At 40.2% G+C, this 19,870-nt stretch carries 20 protein-coding genes; 11 read left to right on the forward strand and 9 right to left on the reverse strand.

Annotated features, from left to right (window positions below):
• Positions 1 to 5 precede the first annotated feature (5 nt).
• Genes ACNSN3_RS01080 through ACNSN3_RS01090 form a run of 3 tightly spaced genes read right to left on the reverse strand, consistent with a single transcriptional unit; the run spans position 6 to position 2,977 of the window.
• On the reverse strand, positions 6 to 1,253 hold the full coding sequence (locus tag ACNSN3_RS01080) for an ABC transporter permease (RefSeq protein WP_418608211.1): 1,248 nt from the start codon (positions 1,251 to 1,253) through the stop codon (positions 6 to 8).
• Positions 1,250 to 1,936 carry an ABC transporter ATP-binding protein gene (locus ACNSN3_RS01085; RefSeq protein WP_418608213.1) on the reverse strand — a complete coding sequence of 229 codons (687 nt, stop codon included), beginning with the start codon at positions 1,934 to 1,936 and terminating at the stop codon, positions 1,250 to 1,252. The genes ACNSN3_RS01080 and ACNSN3_RS01085 overlap by 4 nt, the downstream gene beginning before the upstream one ends.
• Before the next feature lie 6 nt (positions 1,937 to 1,942).
• The gene (locus tag ACNSN3_RS01090) at positions 1,943 to 2,977 is read right to left on the reverse strand and encodes a CDP-glycerol glycerophosphotransferase family protein (protein WP_418608215.1); all 1,035 of its coding nucleotides are present in this window, start codon (positions 2,975 to 2,977) and stop codon (positions 1,943 to 1,945) included.
• Positions 2,978 to 3,194: 217 nt separating this feature from the next.
• Between ACNSN3_RS01090 and ACNSN3_RS01095 the strand changes: the two genes are divergently transcribed.
• From ACNSN3_RS01095 to ACNSN3_RS01115, 5 genes are all read left to right on the forward strand, one after another.
• Positions 3,195 to 4,298 carry a phosphoribosylaminoimidazolesuccinocarboxamide synthase gene (locus ACNSN3_RS01095; protein ID WP_418608217.1) on the forward strand — a complete coding sequence of 368 codons (1,104 nt, stop codon included), beginning with the start codon at positions 3,195 to 3,197 and terminating at the stop codon, positions 4,296 to 4,298.
• A 137-nt stretch (positions 4,299 to 4,435) separates the two neighbouring features.
• Positions 4,436 to 5,101 (forward strand): methylamine utilization protein, encoded by a 666-nt coding sequence (locus tag ACNSN3_RS01100; protein ID WP_418608219.1) that lies wholly within the window; start codon positions 4,436 to 4,438, stop codon positions 5,099 to 5,101.
• Positions 5,091 to 7,406, forward strand: coding sequence for an EAL domain-containing protein (locus ACNSN3_RS01105; RefSeq protein ID WP_418608221.1), 2,316 nt, complete (start codon positions 5,091 to 5,093; stop codon positions 7,404 to 7,406). The genes ACNSN3_RS01100 and ACNSN3_RS01105 overlap by 11 nt, the downstream gene beginning before the upstream one ends.
• 13 nt (positions 7,407 to 7,419) lie before the next feature.
• The gene (locus tag ACNSN3_RS01110; RefSeq protein ID WP_418609027.1) at positions 7,420 to 8,226 is read left to right on the forward strand and encodes a DUF3034 family protein; all 807 of its coding nucleotides are present in this window, start codon (positions 7,420 to 7,422) and stop codon (positions 8,224 to 8,226) included.
• On the forward strand, positions 8,226 to 8,645 hold the full coding sequence (locus tag ACNSN3_RS01115; protein WP_054202515.1) for a group I truncated hemoglobin: 420 nt from the start codon (positions 8,226 to 8,228) through the stop codon (positions 8,643 to 8,645). The genes ACNSN3_RS01110 and ACNSN3_RS01115 overlap by 1 nt, the downstream gene beginning before the upstream one ends.
• 41 nt (positions 8,646 to 8,686) lie before the next feature.
• Here ACNSN3_RS01115 and ACNSN3_RS01120 read toward each other — a convergent pair whose 3' ends face one another.
• Positions 8,687 to 9,430, reverse strand: coding sequence for a glycosyltransferase family 25 protein (locus ACNSN3_RS01120; protein ID WP_418608223.1), 744 nt, complete (start codon positions 9,428 to 9,430; stop codon positions 8,687 to 8,689).
• A 131-nt stretch (positions 9,431 to 9,561) separates the two neighbouring features.
• On the opposite strand from ACNSN3_RS01120, the gene ACNSN3_RS01125 reads away from it, so the two are divergent.
• Entirely contained in the window at positions 9,562 to 10,392 is an 831-nt protein-coding gene (locus ACNSN3_RS01125; protein WP_418608225.1) for a sulfurtransferase, read from the forward strand.
• A gap of 1 nt (position 10,393) precedes the next feature.
• On the opposite strand, the gene ACNSN3_RS01130 is transcribed toward ACNSN3_RS01125, so the two are convergent.
• Positions 10,394 to 10,744 carry a DUF5522 domain-containing protein gene (locus ACNSN3_RS01130; RefSeq protein ID WP_055012293.1) on the reverse strand — a complete coding sequence of 117 codons (351 nt, stop codon included), beginning with the start codon at positions 10,742 to 10,744 and terminating at the stop codon, positions 10,394 to 10,396.
• Between the two features lie 43 nt (positions 10,745 to 10,787).
• On the opposite strand from ACNSN3_RS01130, the gene ACNSN3_RS01135 reads away from it, so the two are divergent.
• Positions 10,788 to 11,114, forward strand: a complete 327-nt coding sequence (locus ACNSN3_RS01135) for a hypothetical protein (protein ID WP_418608228.1) — start codon at positions 10,788 to 10,790, stop codon at positions 11,112 to 11,114.
• 113 nt (positions 11,115 to 11,227) lie between these two features.
• On the opposite strand, the gene ACNSN3_RS01140 is transcribed toward ACNSN3_RS01135, so the two are convergent.
• Positions 11,228 to 12,196 carry a class 1 fructose-bisphosphatase gene (locus ACNSN3_RS01140; protein WP_008115459.1) on the reverse strand — a complete coding sequence of 323 codons (969 nt, stop codon included), beginning with the start codon at positions 12,194 to 12,196 and terminating at the stop codon, positions 11,228 to 11,230.
• 154 nt (positions 12,197 to 12,350) lie between these two features.
• Here ACNSN3_RS01140 and ACNSN3_RS01145 point away from each other — a divergent pair, with 154 nt between their 5' ends.
• Positions 12,351 to 14,780 (forward strand): zinc-dependent metalloprotease, encoded by a 2,430-nt coding sequence (locus ACNSN3_RS01145; protein ID WP_418608230.1) that lies wholly within the window; start codon positions 12,351 to 12,353, stop codon positions 14,778 to 14,780.
• A 139-nt stretch (positions 14,781 to 14,919) separates the two neighbouring features.
• Positions 14,920 to 15,693 (forward strand): YggN family protein, encoded by a 774-nt coding sequence (locus tag ACNSN3_RS01150; protein WP_010390508.1) that lies wholly within the window; start codon positions 14,920 to 14,922, stop codon positions 15,691 to 15,693.
• Positions 15,694 to 15,799: 106 nt separating this feature from the next.
• Here ACNSN3_RS01150 and rsuA read toward each other — a convergent pair whose 3' ends face one another.
• Entirely contained in the window at positions 15,800 to 16,498 is a 699-nt protein-coding gene (gene rsuA, locus ACNSN3_RS01155; protein WP_418608232.1) for a 16S rRNA pseudouridine(516) synthase RsuA, read from the reverse strand.
• Between the two features lie 58 nt (positions 16,499 to 16,556).
• Between rsuA and zapE the strand changes: the two genes are divergently transcribed.
• Positions 16,557 to 17,666 (forward strand): cell division protein ZapE, encoded by a 1,110-nt coding sequence (gene zapE / locus ACNSN3_RS01160; RefSeq protein WP_418608234.1) that lies wholly within the window; start codon positions 16,557 to 16,559, stop codon positions 17,664 to 17,666.
• Between the two features lie 72 nt (positions 17,667 to 17,738).
• Here zapE and galE read toward each other — a convergent pair whose 3' ends face one another.
• A complete protein-coding gene (gene galE, locus ACNSN3_RS01165) occupies positions 17,739 to 18,755 on the reverse strand; it encodes a UDP-glucose 4-epimerase GalE (RefSeq protein WP_138569808.1) in 1,017 nt (338 codons plus the stop codon).
• Positions 18,756 to 19,006: 251 nt separating this feature from the next.
• On the opposite strand from galE, the gene ACNSN3_RS01170 reads away from it, so the two are divergent.
• The gene (locus tag ACNSN3_RS01170; protein ID WP_290170535.1) at positions 19,007 to 19,495 is read left to right on the forward strand and encodes a DUF3016 domain-containing protein; all 489 of its coding nucleotides are present in this window, start codon (positions 19,007 to 19,009) and stop codon (positions 19,493 to 19,495) included.
• Between the two features lie 53 nt (positions 19,496 to 19,548).
• On the opposite strand, the gene ACNSN3_RS01175 is transcribed toward ACNSN3_RS01170, so the two are convergent.
• The gene (locus ACNSN3_RS01175; RefSeq protein ID WP_010390514.1) at positions 19,549 to 19,839 is read right to left on the reverse strand and encodes a hypothetical protein; all 291 of its coding nucleotides are present in this window, start codon (positions 19,837 to 19,839) and stop codon (positions 19,549 to 19,551) included.
• Positions 19,840 to 19,870 lie beyond the last annotated feature (31 nt).

Here is a 19,870-nt window from a genome sequence, read left to right on the forward strand (position 1 = left end):
AAAGTTTATATTTTTATACTCATACCATCACTAAGAGAATAAAAGTAAGCGCGTGTAGCGGGGATCAAGCCAATAATGAATCCCGCAGCCATAATAACGCCAATCAAAGTGAGTTCATAGTCAGAGAGCATACTGATATTAATGCTCACTCCTGCTTGGCTTTGTAAGTAACCCGCGGTTGTGCCCATAAGCGCATAAAATAGAGTACAGCCTACTAAGCAACCTAAAAAGGTAGTGAGCAGTGATTCTATACTGATCAGTGAAAATAATTGCCAAGGGCGGGCGCCCACAGAACGTAATATTGCCAGTTCTCTACGGCGTTGATTAAGGTTAGCCAGCAGTGTGGTTAACATGCCGAGCAAGCTAATAATGACCACCACAAATGAAAATAGAAATAGGATCTTTTCTATTATTGCCAGCATTTCCCAAAGCTCTTTTAGTGTGACTGTAGGCATAATCGCTAATAAAGGCTCTGGCTTAAATTGGTTTATGTTACGCATAATTTGTAGCGTATAAAGCGGTGAGTCGAAGCCCATTAAAAAGGCGGTAATTTGTTTTGGATGGCCAACTAGTGCGTGACTCGAGTGGTCATGATGATCGTCATGATCATGATGGCCGCCACCATGAATCAATTCAATTGCCGCCAGCGGCACATGCAATGTTTTATCAACAGGGGTGCCAGTAGGCTTTAAAATACCAACAACTTTGAAGGGGTTATCGTCATGATGATGAAAGCTAGTATTGCCCATACCATGAGAAATCACAATTTCATCACCAATTTTATAGGCCAGTTTACTTGCAACCTCACTCCCTATAACAACTTCATTGATGCTAGAAAAAGCCTGTCCTTGTGTAAATGCTAAGGGCTGTTTTTTAGCAAATCGATAGTGCTTAAAATAATCAAGTGTGGTGCCTAAAACTGCTTGGCCCTTATGGCTATCACCAAGGCTGATAGGAATGCTCCATTTAACCCCGCGTTGTTTTGTTATGTATTGATAGCTTTGCCAGCTCACCCCATTATTAGTGTGGCCAATTCTAAACACCGAGGAGAGTAGTAATTGAATATCGCCAGTACGTGCGCCAACAATTAAATCGGTACCCGAAATGGTATTACTAAAACTACTTTTAGCATCTATGCGAACGCGCTCAATACTGAGTAATAACATGACGCTAATCGCAATAGTGAGCAATGTCAGTAATACACTGGCACGTCTATTTAGCAAACTTTTATAGGCAAGTTTAAATAAAATCATACATCACCTTGTAAATTTACTAAGTCGATTGTGCGGCTAAAGAGTGGCTTTAATGTTTCATCGTGACTGACAAAAACAAGCGTGCTGTTACTTTTTTTTGCTTGTTCAAATAGCAGCTTAATAAAGCTTTCACGATTTTGCGTATCAAGTGCTGAAGTAGGCTCATCGGCAATGATAAGTTCAGGACTGCCTATAAATGCACGTGCTGCAGCAACTCGCTGTTGCTGCCCAATACTTAAAGTGGCAACATTTTGATTATGAAGGTGCGGCTCTAACCCAAGTGCGTTGAGAAGTCGGGCAGCTTCTTTGGTTAAACTCTCAATTTGGTTGAGCACGTGTTGCTGACGCTTTTTCGAAAATTGGCACCCTAAACATACATTTTCTAATGGGGTTAAATAAGGTAGTAAATTAAAGTTTTGGAAAATATAGCCAATATGATCCGCTCTAAATGCATCGCGCTGTGCATTGGTAAGCGCACTTAGATTTTGGTTCAAAACACAAAGTTGGCCGCTAGTGGTTACATTAATGCCTGCCAGTAGTGCCAGTAAGGTAGATTTACCACTGCCGCTTGGCCCATGTAAAAAAACATGTTCACCTTCATCAATGGCGAGTTGCTCAATAGTGAGAGTGGGGCTGGCTGATTTTTTATGCCATTTAAAAGATACATTCTCAAGGTTGATCATAACGTCTTACCAACTCCAATAGTTAAGTCTTTTGCGCATTTTAAATTGTCTAATAAGATTAAGTGGTTTAGCTTTGAGCTTTTCATCACTATGCAACAGTTCATTGGTTGCGCAAAGTACTCGTTGGCTTGACTTGCCATCTGTGTATGGGTGTAATTCTTGGCAAAAAGCTTCAATATTATCCACCAGTTCTTTTGGGTAAGTTAGTGCATAGTCTATTGCGGCTTCAACGTTATTTTTATCTGTAATATCAAGTAAGTGTTTTTCAGGTGCTTTATTACAAAACGTTACAACCGGTTTTCGTTTTACTAAAAACATCAGTAGTATGGATGAAGTATCGCACAGCATTACATCAGCAGATTGTAATAAAGGAATAACATTGTCTGTTTCAACAAAGGTTAGATTATCATTACTTAACGCTTGGTATTTATTAACCCACTCTTGCGGCATTTTCGGATGAAACTGAACTAATAGTCGCCATTTACCGCTTTCACTAAAGTGTTTTATTTGTTCATAAAGTTTAGGTGCAAGAGATAAGCGTTTTGAAAATGTAGAGCAGATCAATACCGTTGGGCGAGAGTCTGTTTCATCGATATGGCTAGGCTTTGAGTTACCGTTAAAGAATTGATCTAGGGGAGGCCAACCTGTTTCTACTACCTTAAAATAGCCCAGTTTTTTTTGTAACGCCGTAAACGGAGCCGTCGTATTTGGGCCTTGCGTACAATATAAATCAAAACATCCCCGAACTTTAAAGTGATCGTTTTGGCCTTTTTTATTTAGTTTTCCTGCATCAAAGCCGTGAAAAACAGCTACTTTCTTTCCTGGGAAAAATGTAGGGATAGAGTTCGCTGGTGCAAAGGTTGCGTCAGGCGCCCATTGGTTTATCTCATGAATAGAATTTAGTGTTTTTTCATCACTTTTCAAAAAGTCAGGGTTAACATTATCACCCTCTAAGAACCATTTAACTTCCCCTCCTTGAGCTAATATTTCTGCTTGCAATGGCCTTAAAATAGCATAGGAATAATTTTGAGAAATATACATTAGATATTTCTTATTCTTAGTGGCAGTTAAATAGTTCAAGCTAGCTCCTTAGGGCAAGTAATCATGCAAGTTTACCCCAATGCGTCAGCTAGATAAATATTCTGAGATGATTTGTTTTTAGCCTAAGATTGAGCTTTGTGGTTGCCTAGATTATTATAGAGCGCCTAACCCCAATTCCATACTTTGCTCTTTGAGCATGCCAAACCCCGGAGATAGCATGACTAGCTATAAAGTTTTAGACGTAAACGATGACTTACCCATTCGTACTAAAGGTAAAGTACACAGTGGCAAAGTGCGTTCAGTTTATTGGTTAACTGATGCAGATAGCAAACGCTTAATAAATGAAAAAGGCTATAACGTTCCTGCCGATACTGAATTAGCCATTATGGTTATTTCAGACAGAATTTCTGCTTTTGATTGCATATGGCAAGGTGAAAATGGCCTAAATGGCGTTCCTGGTAAAGGGATTGCATTAAACTCAGTGGCTGCTCATTGGTTTAACATGTTTAATGAAGCCGGTTTGGCGGGTAATCATATTGTTGATATTCCTCATCCATACGTATGGATTGTTCGTAAAGCCAGTACAGTTAAAGTTGAAGCGATTGCTCGTCAATATATTACCGGCAGTATGTGGCGCGACTACGCCAAAGGCGAAAGACACTTTTGTGGTTTGCAACTTCCAGAAGACTTAAAAGCGAATCAAAAGCTTGAGCAAGTACTTATAACTCCTTCTACTAAAGGTATTATAGAAGGGGTTGCCGATATTCCTGCCGTTGATGATGTAAACATCACTCGTGAAAATATTACAAACAACTTAGATGTCTTTAATTTTAAATCGACTGACGATGTCACCAAATACGAAAAATTATTGGTAGAAGGATTCGAGTTAATCAGTGGTGAGTTAGCTAAGCTAGGGCAAATTTTCGTCGATACTAAATTTGAATTTGGTTACGTAGAAGATTTAAATGGTGTGCAGCAACTTATTTATATTGATGAAGTAGGGACACCAGATTCATCGCGTATTTGGGATGAAGTATCTTATAAGAATGGCAAAATTGTTGAAAACTCAAAGGAAGGCTTCCGTCAGCTGTTAATTAATAATGTTCCAGAGAGTGATGTGTTATTAAATAAAGACCGTATGGCTGAGCGTGAGCAGCTAGCAAAAGATTATATTTTACCTGAGTCAGTAATGCTTGAAGTGTCTGACACTTATGTGGGTATCGCTAGCAAAATTATCGGTAAAGAGATCGTTATACCCAATGATCCGCGCCAAGAAGTGATTGCAATTTTAGATACTGACTACGGGTTAATCGTTAATTAGCGAAGTAAGTAGACAGGCATAGCAATGCTCATTTTTACTAGTAAAAAAGTATTTATTTTAACTAACTGAGCTATAATTCTTGCAATTAGTGCTCGTCTCTAATTAACTTAACCTATAGTGAATATTTAGGTGTGATTATGTTAGAGCGGGCAATGCAAGTTATTGCAAAACGTCGTTATTTATTAGTACTGGGTGCATTGTTTAGTGTGTCGGCCTTTGGCAATACTATTAATTTGGTTATTAAAGATCAGCATGACCAAGTATTGCCTAATGCTGTCGTAGAAATAAATCATTCACCTTCCTCAAAAACTACGGGCAATTTACCCACGGCGGTAATGGATCAAGTTGATAAACAGTTTTCACCACAGCTACTTATTGTGCATCAAGGTCAGTACGTTAACTTTCCAAATAGCGATAATATTCGCCACCATGTATATTCTTTTTCAAAAGCAAAGCCCTTTCAATTAAAGCTCTATTCTGGTCAGCCAGAAGATCCCATTAAGTTTGATAATCAAGGGGTTGTTGTTCTAGGCTGCAATATCCACGATTCTATGGTGGGCTATATTTATGTCGCTAATAGTAATCATGTGTATACCAGCAACGAGCAAGGCCAAATAAAGCTACAAGTTGACTCTTTTCCTGTGCAAGCCAGTGTCTGGCATTCACTGCAAACAGCGACTTTGGATAATAAAAAAATGTTTGATATAAAATCAACCAGCCCGGTATCAATCACTATAAATACGTCTACGCCTGCACCACGTAACACCTTTGGCAGTCAATTTAGGGAAGGTAATGGGCAATAATTTACGTAGCCGTATAACAACGCTATGCGTTGGCTTGGTGTTACTTACAACTTTACTCAGCTTAGTGAGTTTTTGGTGGTCTACGAGTAAGTTTCAGGCAGAAAAAGTACAGCAAAATATAACGGTTGCGCAAAGCGTTTATAAGCAATATTTAAAATCAAAAGAGAGCTTGCTATTAACTGCTGCAAAGGTGTTAACCGCTGATTTTGGTTTTAAGCAGGCAGTTGCTACTCGCGATGCAGCCACCATTAGTAGTGTATTATACAATCATAGCCAACGGATCAATGCCGATTTAATGCTGTTGCTCGATTTATCGGGGCGGTTAGTGTCTGCTAATGTAAATGCACAAAATTTTGCAGATAACCTACAGCCCTTGATGGATGAATTATTAAATAATTCTGAACAATCGAGCTTTGTAGTGTTAAATAATCAGCTCTATCAAGTAATATTATTGCCAGTTAAAACCCCTAGAACTATCGCTTACAGTTTAGTCGGGTTCAAAATCACATCGGCTGTGACTACTGAGCTGAAAAGCTTAACCGGTATGGAGGTTAGCTTTGTTGCGCAATTAGATAGTTTTGCAGCAAGCTCGTTTGCACCTCAACCTGAAAAATTTCAACCTATAGAGTACTTTGAAAATAAAACTACAGCTCGTTTTTTTGCTGAATATTTGGCCTATGAAAATCAACAAATAGCTTTACCATCTTTGCAATCACACCCGGTCACCTTACTACTAAGTGCTGATTTAACCTCAAGTTATCGAGATATTGAGCAACTATTGCTAACGCTAGTTACATTGGCCGTGTTAACCATGTTATTTGGTGTGATCACCAGTAGTTTGCTTGCCAATAACTTAACCAGCGGACTTACACAGTTAGCGGTTATCGCAAGGCAATTTGCCAAAGGTGACTACCGTTTTAAATTTGAAGGTAAAAAACAAAGCAGCGAAATAGCAACGCTAGTCAGCGCCTTTAATAACATGGGTAATGATATTAATAAGCGTGAGCAGCAAATCAGTTTTCAAGCACATCACGATACCTTAACAGGGTTTTATAACCGTTCAGCTATGTTAGATTTATTGGCAAAGCAGCTCACTAAAGATAGATGCTACACGCTTGTTGCTATTGATATAAAAGGCTTAAGACACATAAACGACAAGCTTGGTCCGCAAGTAGGAGATGAGTGTTTAATTGCGGTGGCAAACCGTATTCGTCAATTCTCTGATGAGCTTGGTGGATTTCATGCACGAATTGGCGGTGATGAGTTTTTAACGGTTTACCCCAGTGTGGAGGCTGACCAAATAAAATGTGCTGTAGCCGATTTGATTGAGCAATTACAGGCACCTTATCAGATTAAAAGCTTAAAAATAAGTTTGCGTTTTAACGCTGGGATTGTGCAGTACCCTGGACAAGGCGTTAAAGCGGACGATTTAATGCGGCGTGTACTCATTGCTGTTGATGCGGCTACAACAAGCCAACAAAGCTTACATTACTACCAAGATGGTGAAGATGAGGCGCACTTAGACCGTTTAATCATGCTTGATGAGCTCAAACAAGCGATTGATGATGATAACGGGCAACTGTTTATGACTTATCAGCCTAAGTTGAATATTAAAAGTCAGAAAATTGATAAGGTTGAGTCACTTATTCGTTGGCAACGTGATGATGGGAGCTGGGTTTCGCCTGAAGTGTTCATTGATTTAGCTGAGCAGTCAGGATTAATTGTGGAACTAACTGCCTGGGTTGTCGATACAGTTATTGCGCAAATAGCCGATTGGTATAAAAAAGGGATTCACTTACAGGCAGCCATTAATGTGTCAGCCCAAGATATTGCGCATGCGGGATTTCATAATTTGTTAGTCGCGACCTTAAAGAAATATCATGTAAGCCCAAGTTCTGTCACTATTGAGTTGACGGAGCGCGATATGATCGAAAATGAAGCTCAAGGTATCAAAGCGTTAGAGAACTTAAAAACTATCGGTGTTAAAATATCACTAGACGATTACGGTGTCGGGCAAACATCATTGGGGCGATTAAAAATGTTACCTATTGATGAGCTTAAGCTAGATAAATGCTTTATTTTAACTTTGCATGAGTCACAAAAAGATCAATACATAGTGCGCTCGTCAATCACACTTGGACACCAACTTGGGTTTTCAGTGGTGGCCGAGGGCGTAGAAACGGCAGCGTCTTTATCATTGCTTCATGAAATGCAATGCGATCATGCACAAGGTTACTACTTGAGTCGTCCTTTAAAAGCACAACAACTAGAACAATGGTTAGAGGAATATCAGGGTGTACATTAAATTTTTACTGAGCATGACACTCTTACTTTGCAGTACGCTAACTGTAGCTGCAACGGGAAAACTATTAGCAACACCGGGCGTGTCTCAAGTTGAAGGCAGTGCAGGAGGAGGGTTAGTTCCTTGGGCGCAGCTAGCGGGTTATGCTAGTGAGGACGAATGGGCTGTTAATGGCTTTTGTAGTCGTGCTGATGTAACAGATTACCGCCTAGATGCCTGTGGTGTGCAGCTTAACCTATTTAATCGTGTTGAACTGAGTTATGCAGTGCAGCAGTTTGATGTGCCTGCGCTCAATACAGAAATAGAGCAGTCAATTTCTGGGGCAAAAATTCGTTTATATGGTGATATAGTATACAGTAAGTGGCCCCAGCTAAGCATGGGTGTACAGCATAAATCACTGGATGATGGCACAGTTGCAAAGTTGGTTGGCGCAAAAAATACCAGTGGTACAGATGTGTACCTAGCAGCCAGTAAATTACATTTGGGCGCACTTGCTGGGTACAACTGGTTTTGGAATGTGACCACCCGTTACAGTAAAGCCAATCAGTTAGGGCTTTTAGGATATGGAGGGGCTAATGAAGATAGCCATATTTTACTAGAAGCAAGTAGTGCGGTGTTTGTAAGTCGTGAACTTGCTATTGGCATTGAGTATCGACAAAAAGCCAATAACCTAGGTTTAGGCGAACAAGATTGGCGCGATTTATTTATAGCGTGGATGCCTAATAAACACGTCAGTGTAACGGCGGCCTATTTAGACTTAGGGCGGATTGCTGGTGTTGACAAACAAACCGGCTGGTATTTATCGGTTACGGGGTATTGGTAATGAAACTGAGTGTATTTATTTTTTGTTGTTTAAGCTTACTTTCAGGGTGTACAACACAACCTAACACTTCTCTGTATCACCAACTTGGCGAGCGAGCTGGGCTTGAAAAGTTAACTGACAGTTTTATTGCCCAAATAGGCAATGATAAACAAGTGTTTCATTACTTTGAACACAGTAATATTAGCCATTTTCGACAAGGGTTTATTAGTCATTTATGTTCGCTGGTTGAGGGTCCTTGTGAATACAAAGGCGACTCGATGGTTGCGATTCATACAGGTATGAATATAAATGAAAAAGACTTCAATCACGTTGTCGATTTATTAATAAATGCAATGAACGAGCAAAATATCCCACATACAGTGCAAAATGAAATTTTAGCTAAAATGGCGCCACTGCGTGGCGAAATTATTAAGATTTAATTTTTATAATCAAATGCATACATGTAAAAATATGCTGGGTATTACTCACTTGTAATTTTGGCAAGATCCGCAGTTTTATATCGTCTTTGCATATGAATACTCGATCTATGAATTAAATTTCTGATAAATGTACTGCGGTTGGAATGAGAGCCTGCATTAGCGCTTGTTATTTCACTAATAAAGCTTCGATCTTCGGCAACAGGATAGGGTTTTATGCCTATCATATTTAGGCCTACTTCAGTGTGAAACTGCATATCGACATCCACCGGTCTAAAAAACGGTTTTCTTTGCAGTAGTTTTTTAGCGCCGCTTAGTGAAATGATGTAGCCTTGAGTGCCGTTTGGTGCTTTTTTATAGTTGCCAACTGTTAGGTTATTTTCTAATAGCGTACTGTCAATAAATGGAAAGTTTCGATTATCAGATAACTTGATTAAATCCCAATTTTTTAATTTAAGCGCCGCATCAACAACATCTTTAAGTGAAGCTTCAATGAAAAGGTCATCCTCTAATACAACACAATAAGCGATATTTTCATCGACCATTTTTTGCCAAAGGCGCATATGGCTTACATAGCAACCAATTTCACCTGCAGATAGGTTGCGATTGTAACTTTTTTTATTTTTTTTCGGGCAATACCACTTGAGGATTTCTTGTTCACTAAGGTTTTTGCCAATGGTCGCTTCAAAACGTTCAGCATTTAAGTGTAGACTGGTAAGTCGCTTTAGGGTTGTTTCCCAACGGTCTTCGCAGCCTTGCATATTGATAATGTAAAAAGGGATTGGCATAATTTTATTTTATTTAGAAACCTCAAAGCAGCTATTTTAGCATTATTATAATTTGTAACCAGTCTAAATTCTGTTTATAAACAGGCTGTAATAATATATAGCTATTTCATTTCCTTAAATTTGGCAAGACGATGAAAAACATAGTCAGTGCAAAATGGTTACATGCGCGTTTAGAGCAAACTAACTTAGTTATTTTTGATGCAGGTATGCTACGCCCCTCTGCTGCAGGGGAGTACTCGCCCGTTGCTATGCTACCCAAAGCACAACGGTTTGATATCAAAAAAGAACTCGCAGATACTTCAAACCCATTACCCAATACCTTGTGTAGTGCAGAGCAATTTACTCAGGTGATGCAAAAAGCAGGCGTTAATCACGACTCATTGGTGGTGATTTATGAAGATGCGGGGTTATTCAGTGCAGCTAGAGCCTGGTGGATGTTTAAAGCCATGGGGTTTAATAACGTAAAAGTGCTCAGTGGTGGTTTAGCCAAGTGGCTTGAGCTGGGGCTTGCGGTTGAGTCAAACTATACGCAAGCATCACTAAAAGGCGACTTTATTGCTCATTACCAACCTGATTACTTTATTGATAAAAAACAGGTGCTAAGTGCTACTAAGGATGCCAATACAGTTATTTTAGATGCGCGTGCTTATGAGCGCTTTACCGGTAAAAATAAAGAGCCAAGAGCGGGTATGCGCAGCGGCCACATTATTAATAGCTACTCGCTACCTTTAAGTAGTTTATTAGAAAATGGCGAGGCAAAATCACTCGACTTTATACAAACACAGTTTAGTGAATTAGTCGGTAATGCAACCCAGATACAGTTTAGCTGCGGTTCGGGTGTTACTGCCTGTGTGCTTGCATTGTTCGCTGATGAATGCGGATATAATAATTTAAGTGTTTACGACGGCTCCTGGAGTGAGTGGGGCGCTGATAGCTCACTGCCTATTGCTGTGGGTGGCTAATTTAACTATAGGGACAATTTTTACACCCGTTTTTGCAGCAAGTACCCCGTTTTAAAAAATACCACTTACTAAACACCATGTAATTATTCTGCATGGTGTAATCTAACCCTTCAATTAAATTATCATGGCTTCTAAATTGTTTAGCAAAAGCGATTTGAGCTTTTATTGGTTGAGTGTATATAGTCTCTAAATAGCTATTTATTTTAGCAAGAGTACATAAGCGGCATAAGCAGCTGGTTGCTGTATCATCGAGTGGTAAAATAGCAGGTAACTGATAACACCAACATGCGGTTATATCATTAACATTACAGTTAAGCGTTGTATTACATTGGCTGCAGTTTATCTGGGTCATTTTAGGTCTTATTAACAGTAGAGCAGCAAGAATAACAAACATTATGAATATACAAAAAGCATTGGCTGAATTTATTACATTTGGCGAGCAAAGAGATAACGCCATTAGTGTGATTGTTTCAACCGCAGCAAGCAATAAAATCTACCTGTATACACTCACAAAGCCTGTACTAATTAATGTACTTACGCGTTGTTTCAATAAAGAAATTGATATTGACGATTTACAGCTGTGGGCAAATGTCATTGAGTCGCGAGATGACATAAATTGCGCCGAGCATGAAGGCGTTATTTACGCGCTAAGTAATAGCGAGCAAATGGGCGAGTTGACTCATCAAAAGCTCGCACAGTTGCTAAAGCTGTTACAACAGTAGCAGGTGGTTATCAGAAAGTATGAAAGGTTTTAAGCAACAGGTTTCAGATGTTAGTAACCACTACAGGGCTTATCTCTAGCTGACAACTGAAACCTAAAACCTGTTCTTAAAGTTTACTTATGATAGCTCAAGCAAGTTTCCACTTCGTCTTTAGAGCCTAAAATAACCGCAACACGCTGATGGATGGCATCAGGCTGAATATCCATAATACGCTCAGTGCCTGTTGAAGCAATACCACCTGCTTGCTCTACTAGCATTGCCATTGGGTTTGCTTCATAAAGTAAACGCAGTTTATTAGGCTTATTAGGATCTTTAGTATCAGTTGGGTAAGTAAATAAGCCACCACGGCTAAGTACACGGTGTACATCGCCAACCATTGCAGCAATCCAACGCATATTGAAGTTTTGAGCACGAGGGCCTGTATCTCCCGCAAGTAAGTCGTTAATGTAGTTTTGCATCGCCGGTTCCCAGTGGCGCTGGTTTGAGGCATTAATTGCAAATTCATTGGTTTTAGCAGGAATAGCGGCAAAATCTTGGGTAAGTAAAAAGCTACCTTGGGTTTTATCTAAGGTAAACATGCGTGTACCTTTACCCGTTGTTAGCGCAAGCATGGTCGATGGCCCATACAGTACGTAACCTGCAGCTACTTGTTGATGCCCAGGTTGCATAAAAATCTTTTCATCAGCAGCATCAGAGCCCACCGGCGCTTTCATAATAGAAAATATAGTGCCTACTAGCGAGTTAATATCGGTGTTTGACGAGCCATCAAGTGGGTCAAATGCAACAATGTACTCAGCATCTGGGTTACCGGCAACGGTATAATCTTCTTCTTCAGAGGCAATCGCTTTAACTGTGCCTGACTCCAGCAATATATCTTTTAATAACTGATTAGACAGTACATCGAGTTTCTTTTGTGTTTCGCCTTGAATGTTTTCATCGAGGGTTGAGCCTAATACGCCCGATAATTCACCTTGACCGACGCGAAATGAAATTTCTTTACATGCCGCTAAAATAGTACGAATTAACGACAAAAGTTCTCTTGAACAGCCATCTTCTAGTAATACTGGTGGGAGTCTACGCATTCTTTTTTCCTGATAACGTGTTAAAACTAATCATAATGTGAGAGAGATTAGTTTAGAGCGCTGAAATTCGTCTTAAATAACTGTATTGTATAAATAACCCCCTATAATGGGGTACCTACATCGCATTTAAAACGCTAATAACAAAGATAAGATTATGCAAAAAATATCACGATTAAGTTACATACTCTTTACTGTGCTGCTCTGTATGATAACTCAAGCGCACGCAGCAATTAAGTCTATTGACGAATTTACTGAAAAAATGAACCATTTCCCTGGTTATTTTTCTTTCTTTTACGATACCCAAAACGGCAATGTGTATTTAAAAGTTGATAAACTTGAGCAACAATTTTTACTACAGCATAGCTTGCCTTATGGCGTTGGCTCTAACGATATAGGTTTAGATAGAGGCCAATTAGGCGGTACCTATTTGGTACAGTTTGAGCGCTTTGGCAACAAGGTGATGTTACGTGCCGTAAATACTTACTACCGTGCAAACACGAGTAATATAGCAGAGCAGCAAAGCGTTAAAGAAGCGTTTGCATCCAGCATTTTGGCGGGTTTTAAAGTTGTCGCTCAAGATGCCACTGCTGCATTAATAGATTACACCCCTTATTTACTGAGTGACGTACATGGCGTAAGCCGTACTTTAGCTGCGCGCAAGCAAGGGCAGTTTAGCCTTGATGAGTCACGCAGTGCGGTATTTATGAATCGCTCAAAAGCATTTTTGAAAAATACTGAACTTGAAGCCATTCTCACCTTTGAAGGGTCTAAACCAGGTAAATACGTTCGCCAAGTGAGTGCTGATCCTTACGCTTTGAGTGTGCACATGCACCATTCACTTATTCAATTGCCTGATGATAATTACACGCCACGAAAATTTAGCCCGCAATCGGGTTATTGGAGTGTGGAGCATAAAAATTATGCAGCAGGGCTCGATGAGTCTATGTACGTGCGTTACATTCCGCGTCATCGTTTAGCAAAAAAAGATCCAAGCCTAGCAGTTAGTGAGCCAGTAGAGCCTATTGTTTATTACTTAGATCCAGGGGTACCTGAACCAGTAAAAACGGCTTTATTAGATGGCGGGCAATGGTGGAATGACGCTTTTAATGCTGCAGGCTATAAAAATGCCTTTAAAGTTAAAGTGCTACCAAGTAATGCAGATCCTATGGATGTGCGCTACAACGTTATTCAATGGGTGCATCGTGCAACCCGAGGTTGGTCTTATGGCAGTTCAATTATAGACCCACGTACAGGTGAAATTATTAAAGGCCATGTGACACTAGGGTCGCTGCGAGTGCGTCAAGATATCCTTATTGCTGAATCACTCGCTGCGCCTTATTTAAAAGGCAATGAAGTGGCAGGTACTTTACATGCAATGGCACTTGATCGTATTCGTCAACTCAGTGCTCATGAAATTGGTCATACACTAGGTATTGCGCACAACTTTGCTGCGTCAGTAAATAATCGTGCTTCGGTGATGGATTATCCGCATCCGTTATTGAGCTTTGCAGATAATGGTCAGTTAGATGTATCTCAAGGTTATGCTAAAGGCATGGGCGCATGGGATACGCAAGTGATCAAATATGGCTACAGTGACTTTACCGGCCAAGATGAAAGCGAAGCACTCGCTGCTATTTTGCAGCAAAATAAAGCACAAGGTTTGGCGTTTATTTCCGACAGTGATGCCCGTGCAAAAGGTGGTGCGCACCCTACAGCGCATCTTTGGGATAATGGCGGTAATCCAAGTGAAGAATTACTTAGAGTGCTTGATGTGCGAAAGCAGGCGCTCGGGCAGTTTGGTATTAACAATATAAAAACTGGGGTTGCACTGTCGCAGTTAGAAGAAAAGCTAGTGCCACTTTACTTGTTCCACCGTTATCAAGTTGAAGCGGTTGCAAAGCTTATTGCGGGTGTTGATTATGACTATGAAATTCGCAGTGACGCACCCGTTAAAGGCGCCCAAGTTGTAGCTAAAGAGGCTCAGCAACAAGCAGTTAATGCTATTTTAGCCACCCTAAAAGCAACTAATTTAACGCTGCCAGAGTCGATACTGTCTTTGATTGTGCCAAAGGCGTATGGCGAGTCTAAATCACGAGAAAGTATAGTGGGTCGTACCGGCTTGACTATGGATGCACTTGCATTGCCTGAAGTGGCAGCGCAGCATAGCTTATCGTTACTACTCAATGCTCAACGATTAAATCGTTTAGCACAGCAACAAGCTCGTGATAACCGCTTTTATAGCCTAGATGAGCTGCTTAAACAGTTAAATAAGCAAGTGTTTAATGTATCAGCGCCTGCCACCATGATAGGAAAAGTAACACAACGAGTACAGTACCTAACGGCAAAAACCATGGCTGATCTTGTGGCTAACGACGGTTTAAGCCCTGAAGTGCAAGCGCAACTACATTTCTATTTAAGCAAGCTTGCTGATGAGTTTAATCAGCACTCTTTGCTAGGCCATCCTGAAGTGGGTGACAGCGCATTTAAAAATTATTTAGCGTCGCAAATTAATCAGTTTTTAACAACAGGCCAGTGGCCTGACAATTTTAAAGCCCTGCCAATACCACCAGGCTCACCTATTTAATAGTACAAGCCAGAGGATAAAGGCGCTGTGTAAACGTTACGTTTCATGGTGCCTTGTTTTTAGGGTGTTACTTTTGCTTGCATAAAGTTGGTTTTTTGTTAATCTAGCCACCCCCTATTTTAGTCTTTTTGAGGTGTTTATGGCGTTTTTATCTCGTTCGATATTGGCGTTATCAATGGCACTTTTAAGCTCCAATGCAATCGCACAAAAACAATGTGATGTTGAACTTCGTCATGGTTTAATTATTACCGATGATGTGATCCGTATTGTTGATAAAGGCCAAACAAGGGTGCAAATTAACAATAATAATCAATTGTTTATTCGAGGCTACTGGGTCGATTTAAGCACCGACGAAAGCAAAGTGCTAGAACAATTTAGCAATGGTATTCGTCAAACAGTTCCTGAGTTGGTCGATTTAGCGACCGATGGCGTTAACCTAGGACTCAGTGCTATTGAGCATGTTGTTGAGGGCATGTCAGATAAAGAACCCGAAGTGCTAAAAACGCAATTACAATATGTAGAGCGCGCACTTATGGATAAGTTTAAACGTGGCGACGATTTCTTTTTTATAGCCCCTCAATCGCTTTCCCAAATTGATGATTTTTTTACTAAAGAAATTAGTCAAAAAATACACTCCGCAGTACATGGCTCTTTGGGTGCTATTTTAATGTCGCTTGGGGATGCGTTTAAATCTCGAGAAGGCAATATAGAAGACCGCATGAACGACATGGGGCAACGCATGGATATCATCACCAAAGAAATCGATAAGTCGTTACAGAAAAAAGCCCATCAATTAGAACTTAAAGCCTCTGAATATTGTGAATGTTTAAACTCTCTAGATATTACTGAGTCTCGGCTGCAAGCGATTGTACCTGGGATGACAGACTTTGATTTAGTGCAGATTAAATCGTAAGAACAGAGATTAGGCAAGATTATAGAAGGCAACGAGCATCGAGCCTAGAGCGGCAGGTGAACAGCCCGAACCTCGCCCGGAACCATTTCCTAACACCTAAACAACCTCACAGTTTTATCTCTGCGGCAGTTAATGGGCGGTATTCACCTGCAGCCAAATCTTCACCTAACTTTATACCCGCAATTTGTTCACGATGTAGTTCAACTACTTTGTTATCTACCGCTGCTAGCATACGTTTTACTTGGTGATACTTCCCCTCAGAAATAGACAAGCGTAAACCATAATTCCCTAAGCGCTCAGCAATAGCAGGGCGAGTTAAATCTTTTTCATTGTGAAGCTGCACACCGTCGCGTAATTGCTGCAGTGCATCATCGGTAATCGGCTCTTGAGTTTCAACCAAGTAGGTTTTAAATTTATTCTTTTTAGGCGAGGTAATTTTGTGTGACCAGTCGCCATCATTAGTAATAAGCACTAGGCCTGTGGTGTCTATGTCTAAACGCCCGGCAATGTGAAAGTCGGCCATGTTTGGCTCATCAAGCAAATCAAATACGGTTTTGTGTAACTCATCTGAATTAGCGCATACATAACCTACCGGCTTATTGAGCATAAAGTAGCGTTTACCTAAAAACACTAATGGCTGATCATGAAATAACACGTCATCTTGCTGAGTAACTTGGAAGTCGAATGCCGTGATCACCTCGCCATTAACGCAAGCCACTTGGCTTTTTATTGCTGCGCGGGCTTTTGAGCGTGGTAACTCTGCTAAATGGCTAATAAATTTATCTAAACGGCAAGGAAATTTCATGTTGTTCACATTTTTAGTCGGCTACAATGGCCGCGAGTATAGCGGATAGTGAAATACCATGACAGAGCCCAGTACAGAAATTTTAAGCCTGTACCATAGCAAGGTTTCATCAGGAGAGCTTGATTCCGATGCGGCGCAGCACCAAGCTGTGAGTGCGTTACAGTCTTTAAGTGAGCAATTAAATCAGCCTGCAAGCTGGTGGCAAAAAGCACCTTCAATAAGGGGAATATATTTATATGGCCCGGTTGGTCGAGGTAAATCTATGTTGATGGACTTATTTTATGAAAACTTACCCACAGAGAAAAAGCAGCGCCTGCACTTTCATCATTTTATCGAAAAAGTTCATGCTCAATTGGCCAAGTTACAAGGGGATAAAAATCCGCTGCAAATAATTGCTAAACAGTGGGCCAAAAAGATAAAAGTGCTGTGTTTTGATGAGTTTTTTGTTAGTGATATTGGTGACGCCATGATCATGGCTCGGTTATTTAACGCTTTATTTGAACAAGGCGTGGTGCTAGTAGCAACCTCTAACGCAAAACCGGAGCAACTTTATTACAACGGTCTGCAACGCGCGCGATTTTTACCAACTATCGATTTAATAAATGAACATTGTCGTGTAATTAACGTAGCGGGGGAGGAAGATCACCGCTTTAGATACGGCAGAAGTAGTCGTCATTATTTTATTAACTTGCCCGATGCTGAATTTGAGGCTGGGTTTTTATCCGCACATTCTCATGCAATGCGTAATAATACAATAACTGTGCATGGCCGAGTGCTTCCTTATTTATTAAAAACTGACGATGCTTTACTGATTGATTTTATGGCATTGTGCTCAGGCCCTCGTAGCGCCAATGACTATATGTTTTTAGCAGAACAGTTTTCGGTAGTATACATCGCGAATGTGCCAATAATGGGAAAAGAGGCAACTGGTAAAGTTATTGTGCATGGTATAGAAGACAGCTATCAGCGCGAAAAGCAGCAGTTAGATGAGCATACACTCGATGATGAAGCTCGGCGTTTTATTGCCTTAGTCGATGAGTTTTATGATTGCCACAAATTACTGGTGATTAACGCTCAGGCCGACATAAACGAGTTATACCAAGGTAAAAAATTAAGCTTTGAATATGCGCGAACCCAGTCACGGATTGTAGAAATGCAAAATTGGTAAGTACAACATTAAAACACCGCATTTAATTTAAATGCGGTGTTTTAATTTTAAGCTGATAACTTAAAGATGCCTTTATGACTTATATCCATTTGGATTATTTGATTGCCAGCGCCAAGTATCTTGCATCATGACATCAATACCACGCTCAGCTTGCCAACCTAGTTCACTAAGGGCTTTTTCTGGCGCAGCATAACAGGCTGCAATATCACCTGGGCGACGAGGTGACACCGCATAAGGGATTGCTTGGTCGCTAGCCTTAATAAACGCATTAACCATTTGTAATACTGAATAGCCGTTACCGGTACCAAGGTTATAAACAAGCGCACCGGTTTCTGCGGCTATTTTATCAAGTGCTTTTAAATGCCCTAAGGCTAAATCTACAACGTGAATGTAATCGCGAACACCAGTACCATCTACCGTGTCGTAATCATCGCCAAATATAGCGAGCTGCTTTAATTTACCAACCGCAACTTGTGAAATGAAAGGCAGTAAATTATTAGGAATGCCATTAGGATCTTCACCAATTAAACCTGACTCATGTGCACCAACGGGATTAAAGTAGCGCAAAATAGCAAACGCAAAGCGCTCATCTGATTTAGCGATATCTTGCAGCATCATTTCAACCATTAGTTTAGACGTACCATATGGGTTGGTTGTACCGCCAACGGGGAAGTCTTCGCGTATTGGTAAGCTTGCAGGGTCACCATAAACTGTTGCAGATGAGCTAAATACCAGTTTAAACACACCCGCGTCACGCATAGCATCAACTAGTGTTAATGTGCCTTGTACGTTATTTTGATAATACGCGATTGGTTTGGCTACCGACTCACCAACCGCTTTTAAACCTGCAAAATGAATTACACTATCAATGTTATGTTTTGCAAATACTGAGTCTAAAAAGGATTTATCTAAAATATCACCTTGATAAAAAGTAATTGCTTTACCGGTTATTTTTTTCACTCTCTCAAGTGACTCTTCAGAGGAGTTACTTAAGTTATCGATAACGATAACGTCGCTGCCTTGCTGTAAAAGTTCTAAAACGGTGTGTGAGCCAATATAGCCTGCGCCACCGGTTACTAAAATTGCCATGAATGCTCCTTGGAAACCTCTGTTCAATTACCCTAATTTCACCATAAATAATGAGTTTTTACATGTATTATTTTATTTGCTTTGTAATAGTATGATCGTAAACCGTACTTTCGATTACATTTTGTGCAATTTTAATAACACCTCAGCGTAAAGATTAAGTTATAGTTCATATGTAATTGCTAAAGTGATGTATAGCGATTTGTAAAATATTCAATTGATCACAATGATCAAAATACTCGTTGGAGAAACGTATGAACTTAGTTAAAAAAATAGCAATGTTGATGTGTATTGCACTACCGAGTGTTGTTTGCGCGGGTGAGGCTCAAGTGAAATGGCATGACTTTAATGATTATCGCGATGTACGCCCATCAAACCAAACTAAAGGCTCATACCATAAGCAAATAGCCAAAAGTATTGATGAACACTTTGCAAAGCTCAGCGAGCAACTTCCTAAAAACTACAGTTTAAAAATTGAAGTCACCGATTTAGATTTAGCCGGAGACGTACGCTATGGCGGTGTTAACGAAATCCGAGTGGTAAAACCTATTCACTTTCCACGCATTGAATTTAATTATGTGCTCAATGATGAAAGTGGCGTTGTCGCACAAGAAGATAACGTAAGTTTAAAAGATATGGGTTTTATGGATAAAATTAAAATGGGTCGAGATGAAGCATTTTACTACGAAAAACGCTTATTAACAGAGTGGTTTGGTGAACAAATTTTACCGCGTATTAAGTAACATAGCGCAAAACATCTGTGCAACAGATGTTTTGCGCAGTAAGCCCAGAGTGCTTACTTAAAGGTCGCTAACAAGGTTAGTAAGTTTTGTAGTTTAATAACTGCTTGTTTTAGCTTTTCTTCGTCTAAACCGTCGCTTGATAAGCTTTCTACATCTGCGGCAACGTCTAAAACGTAAGGCTTAAAGCGTTTAGCTTCAAAGCTAAATCCAGCGTCTTCGGCAAATAAGGCTTTAAATTTTCCGTGGCCTTGCTGTTGTAACTCATCGAGTTTTTTATCAGCATCAAGCGCCTGACGGTAAACAATTTTTAAGTTGGCGTTGAGTTGTTCAATTATAGAATCCATGGTTTTCCTAAAGCTTAGTGCAATGTTGCCG

It is taken from the genome of Pseudoalteromonas sp. US3C1004 (genome assembly GCF_048401065.1).
Taxonomy (GTDB): Bacteria; Pseudomonadota; Gammaproteobacteria; order Enterobacterales; family Alteromonadaceae; genus Pseudoalteromonas; species Pseudoalteromonas undina.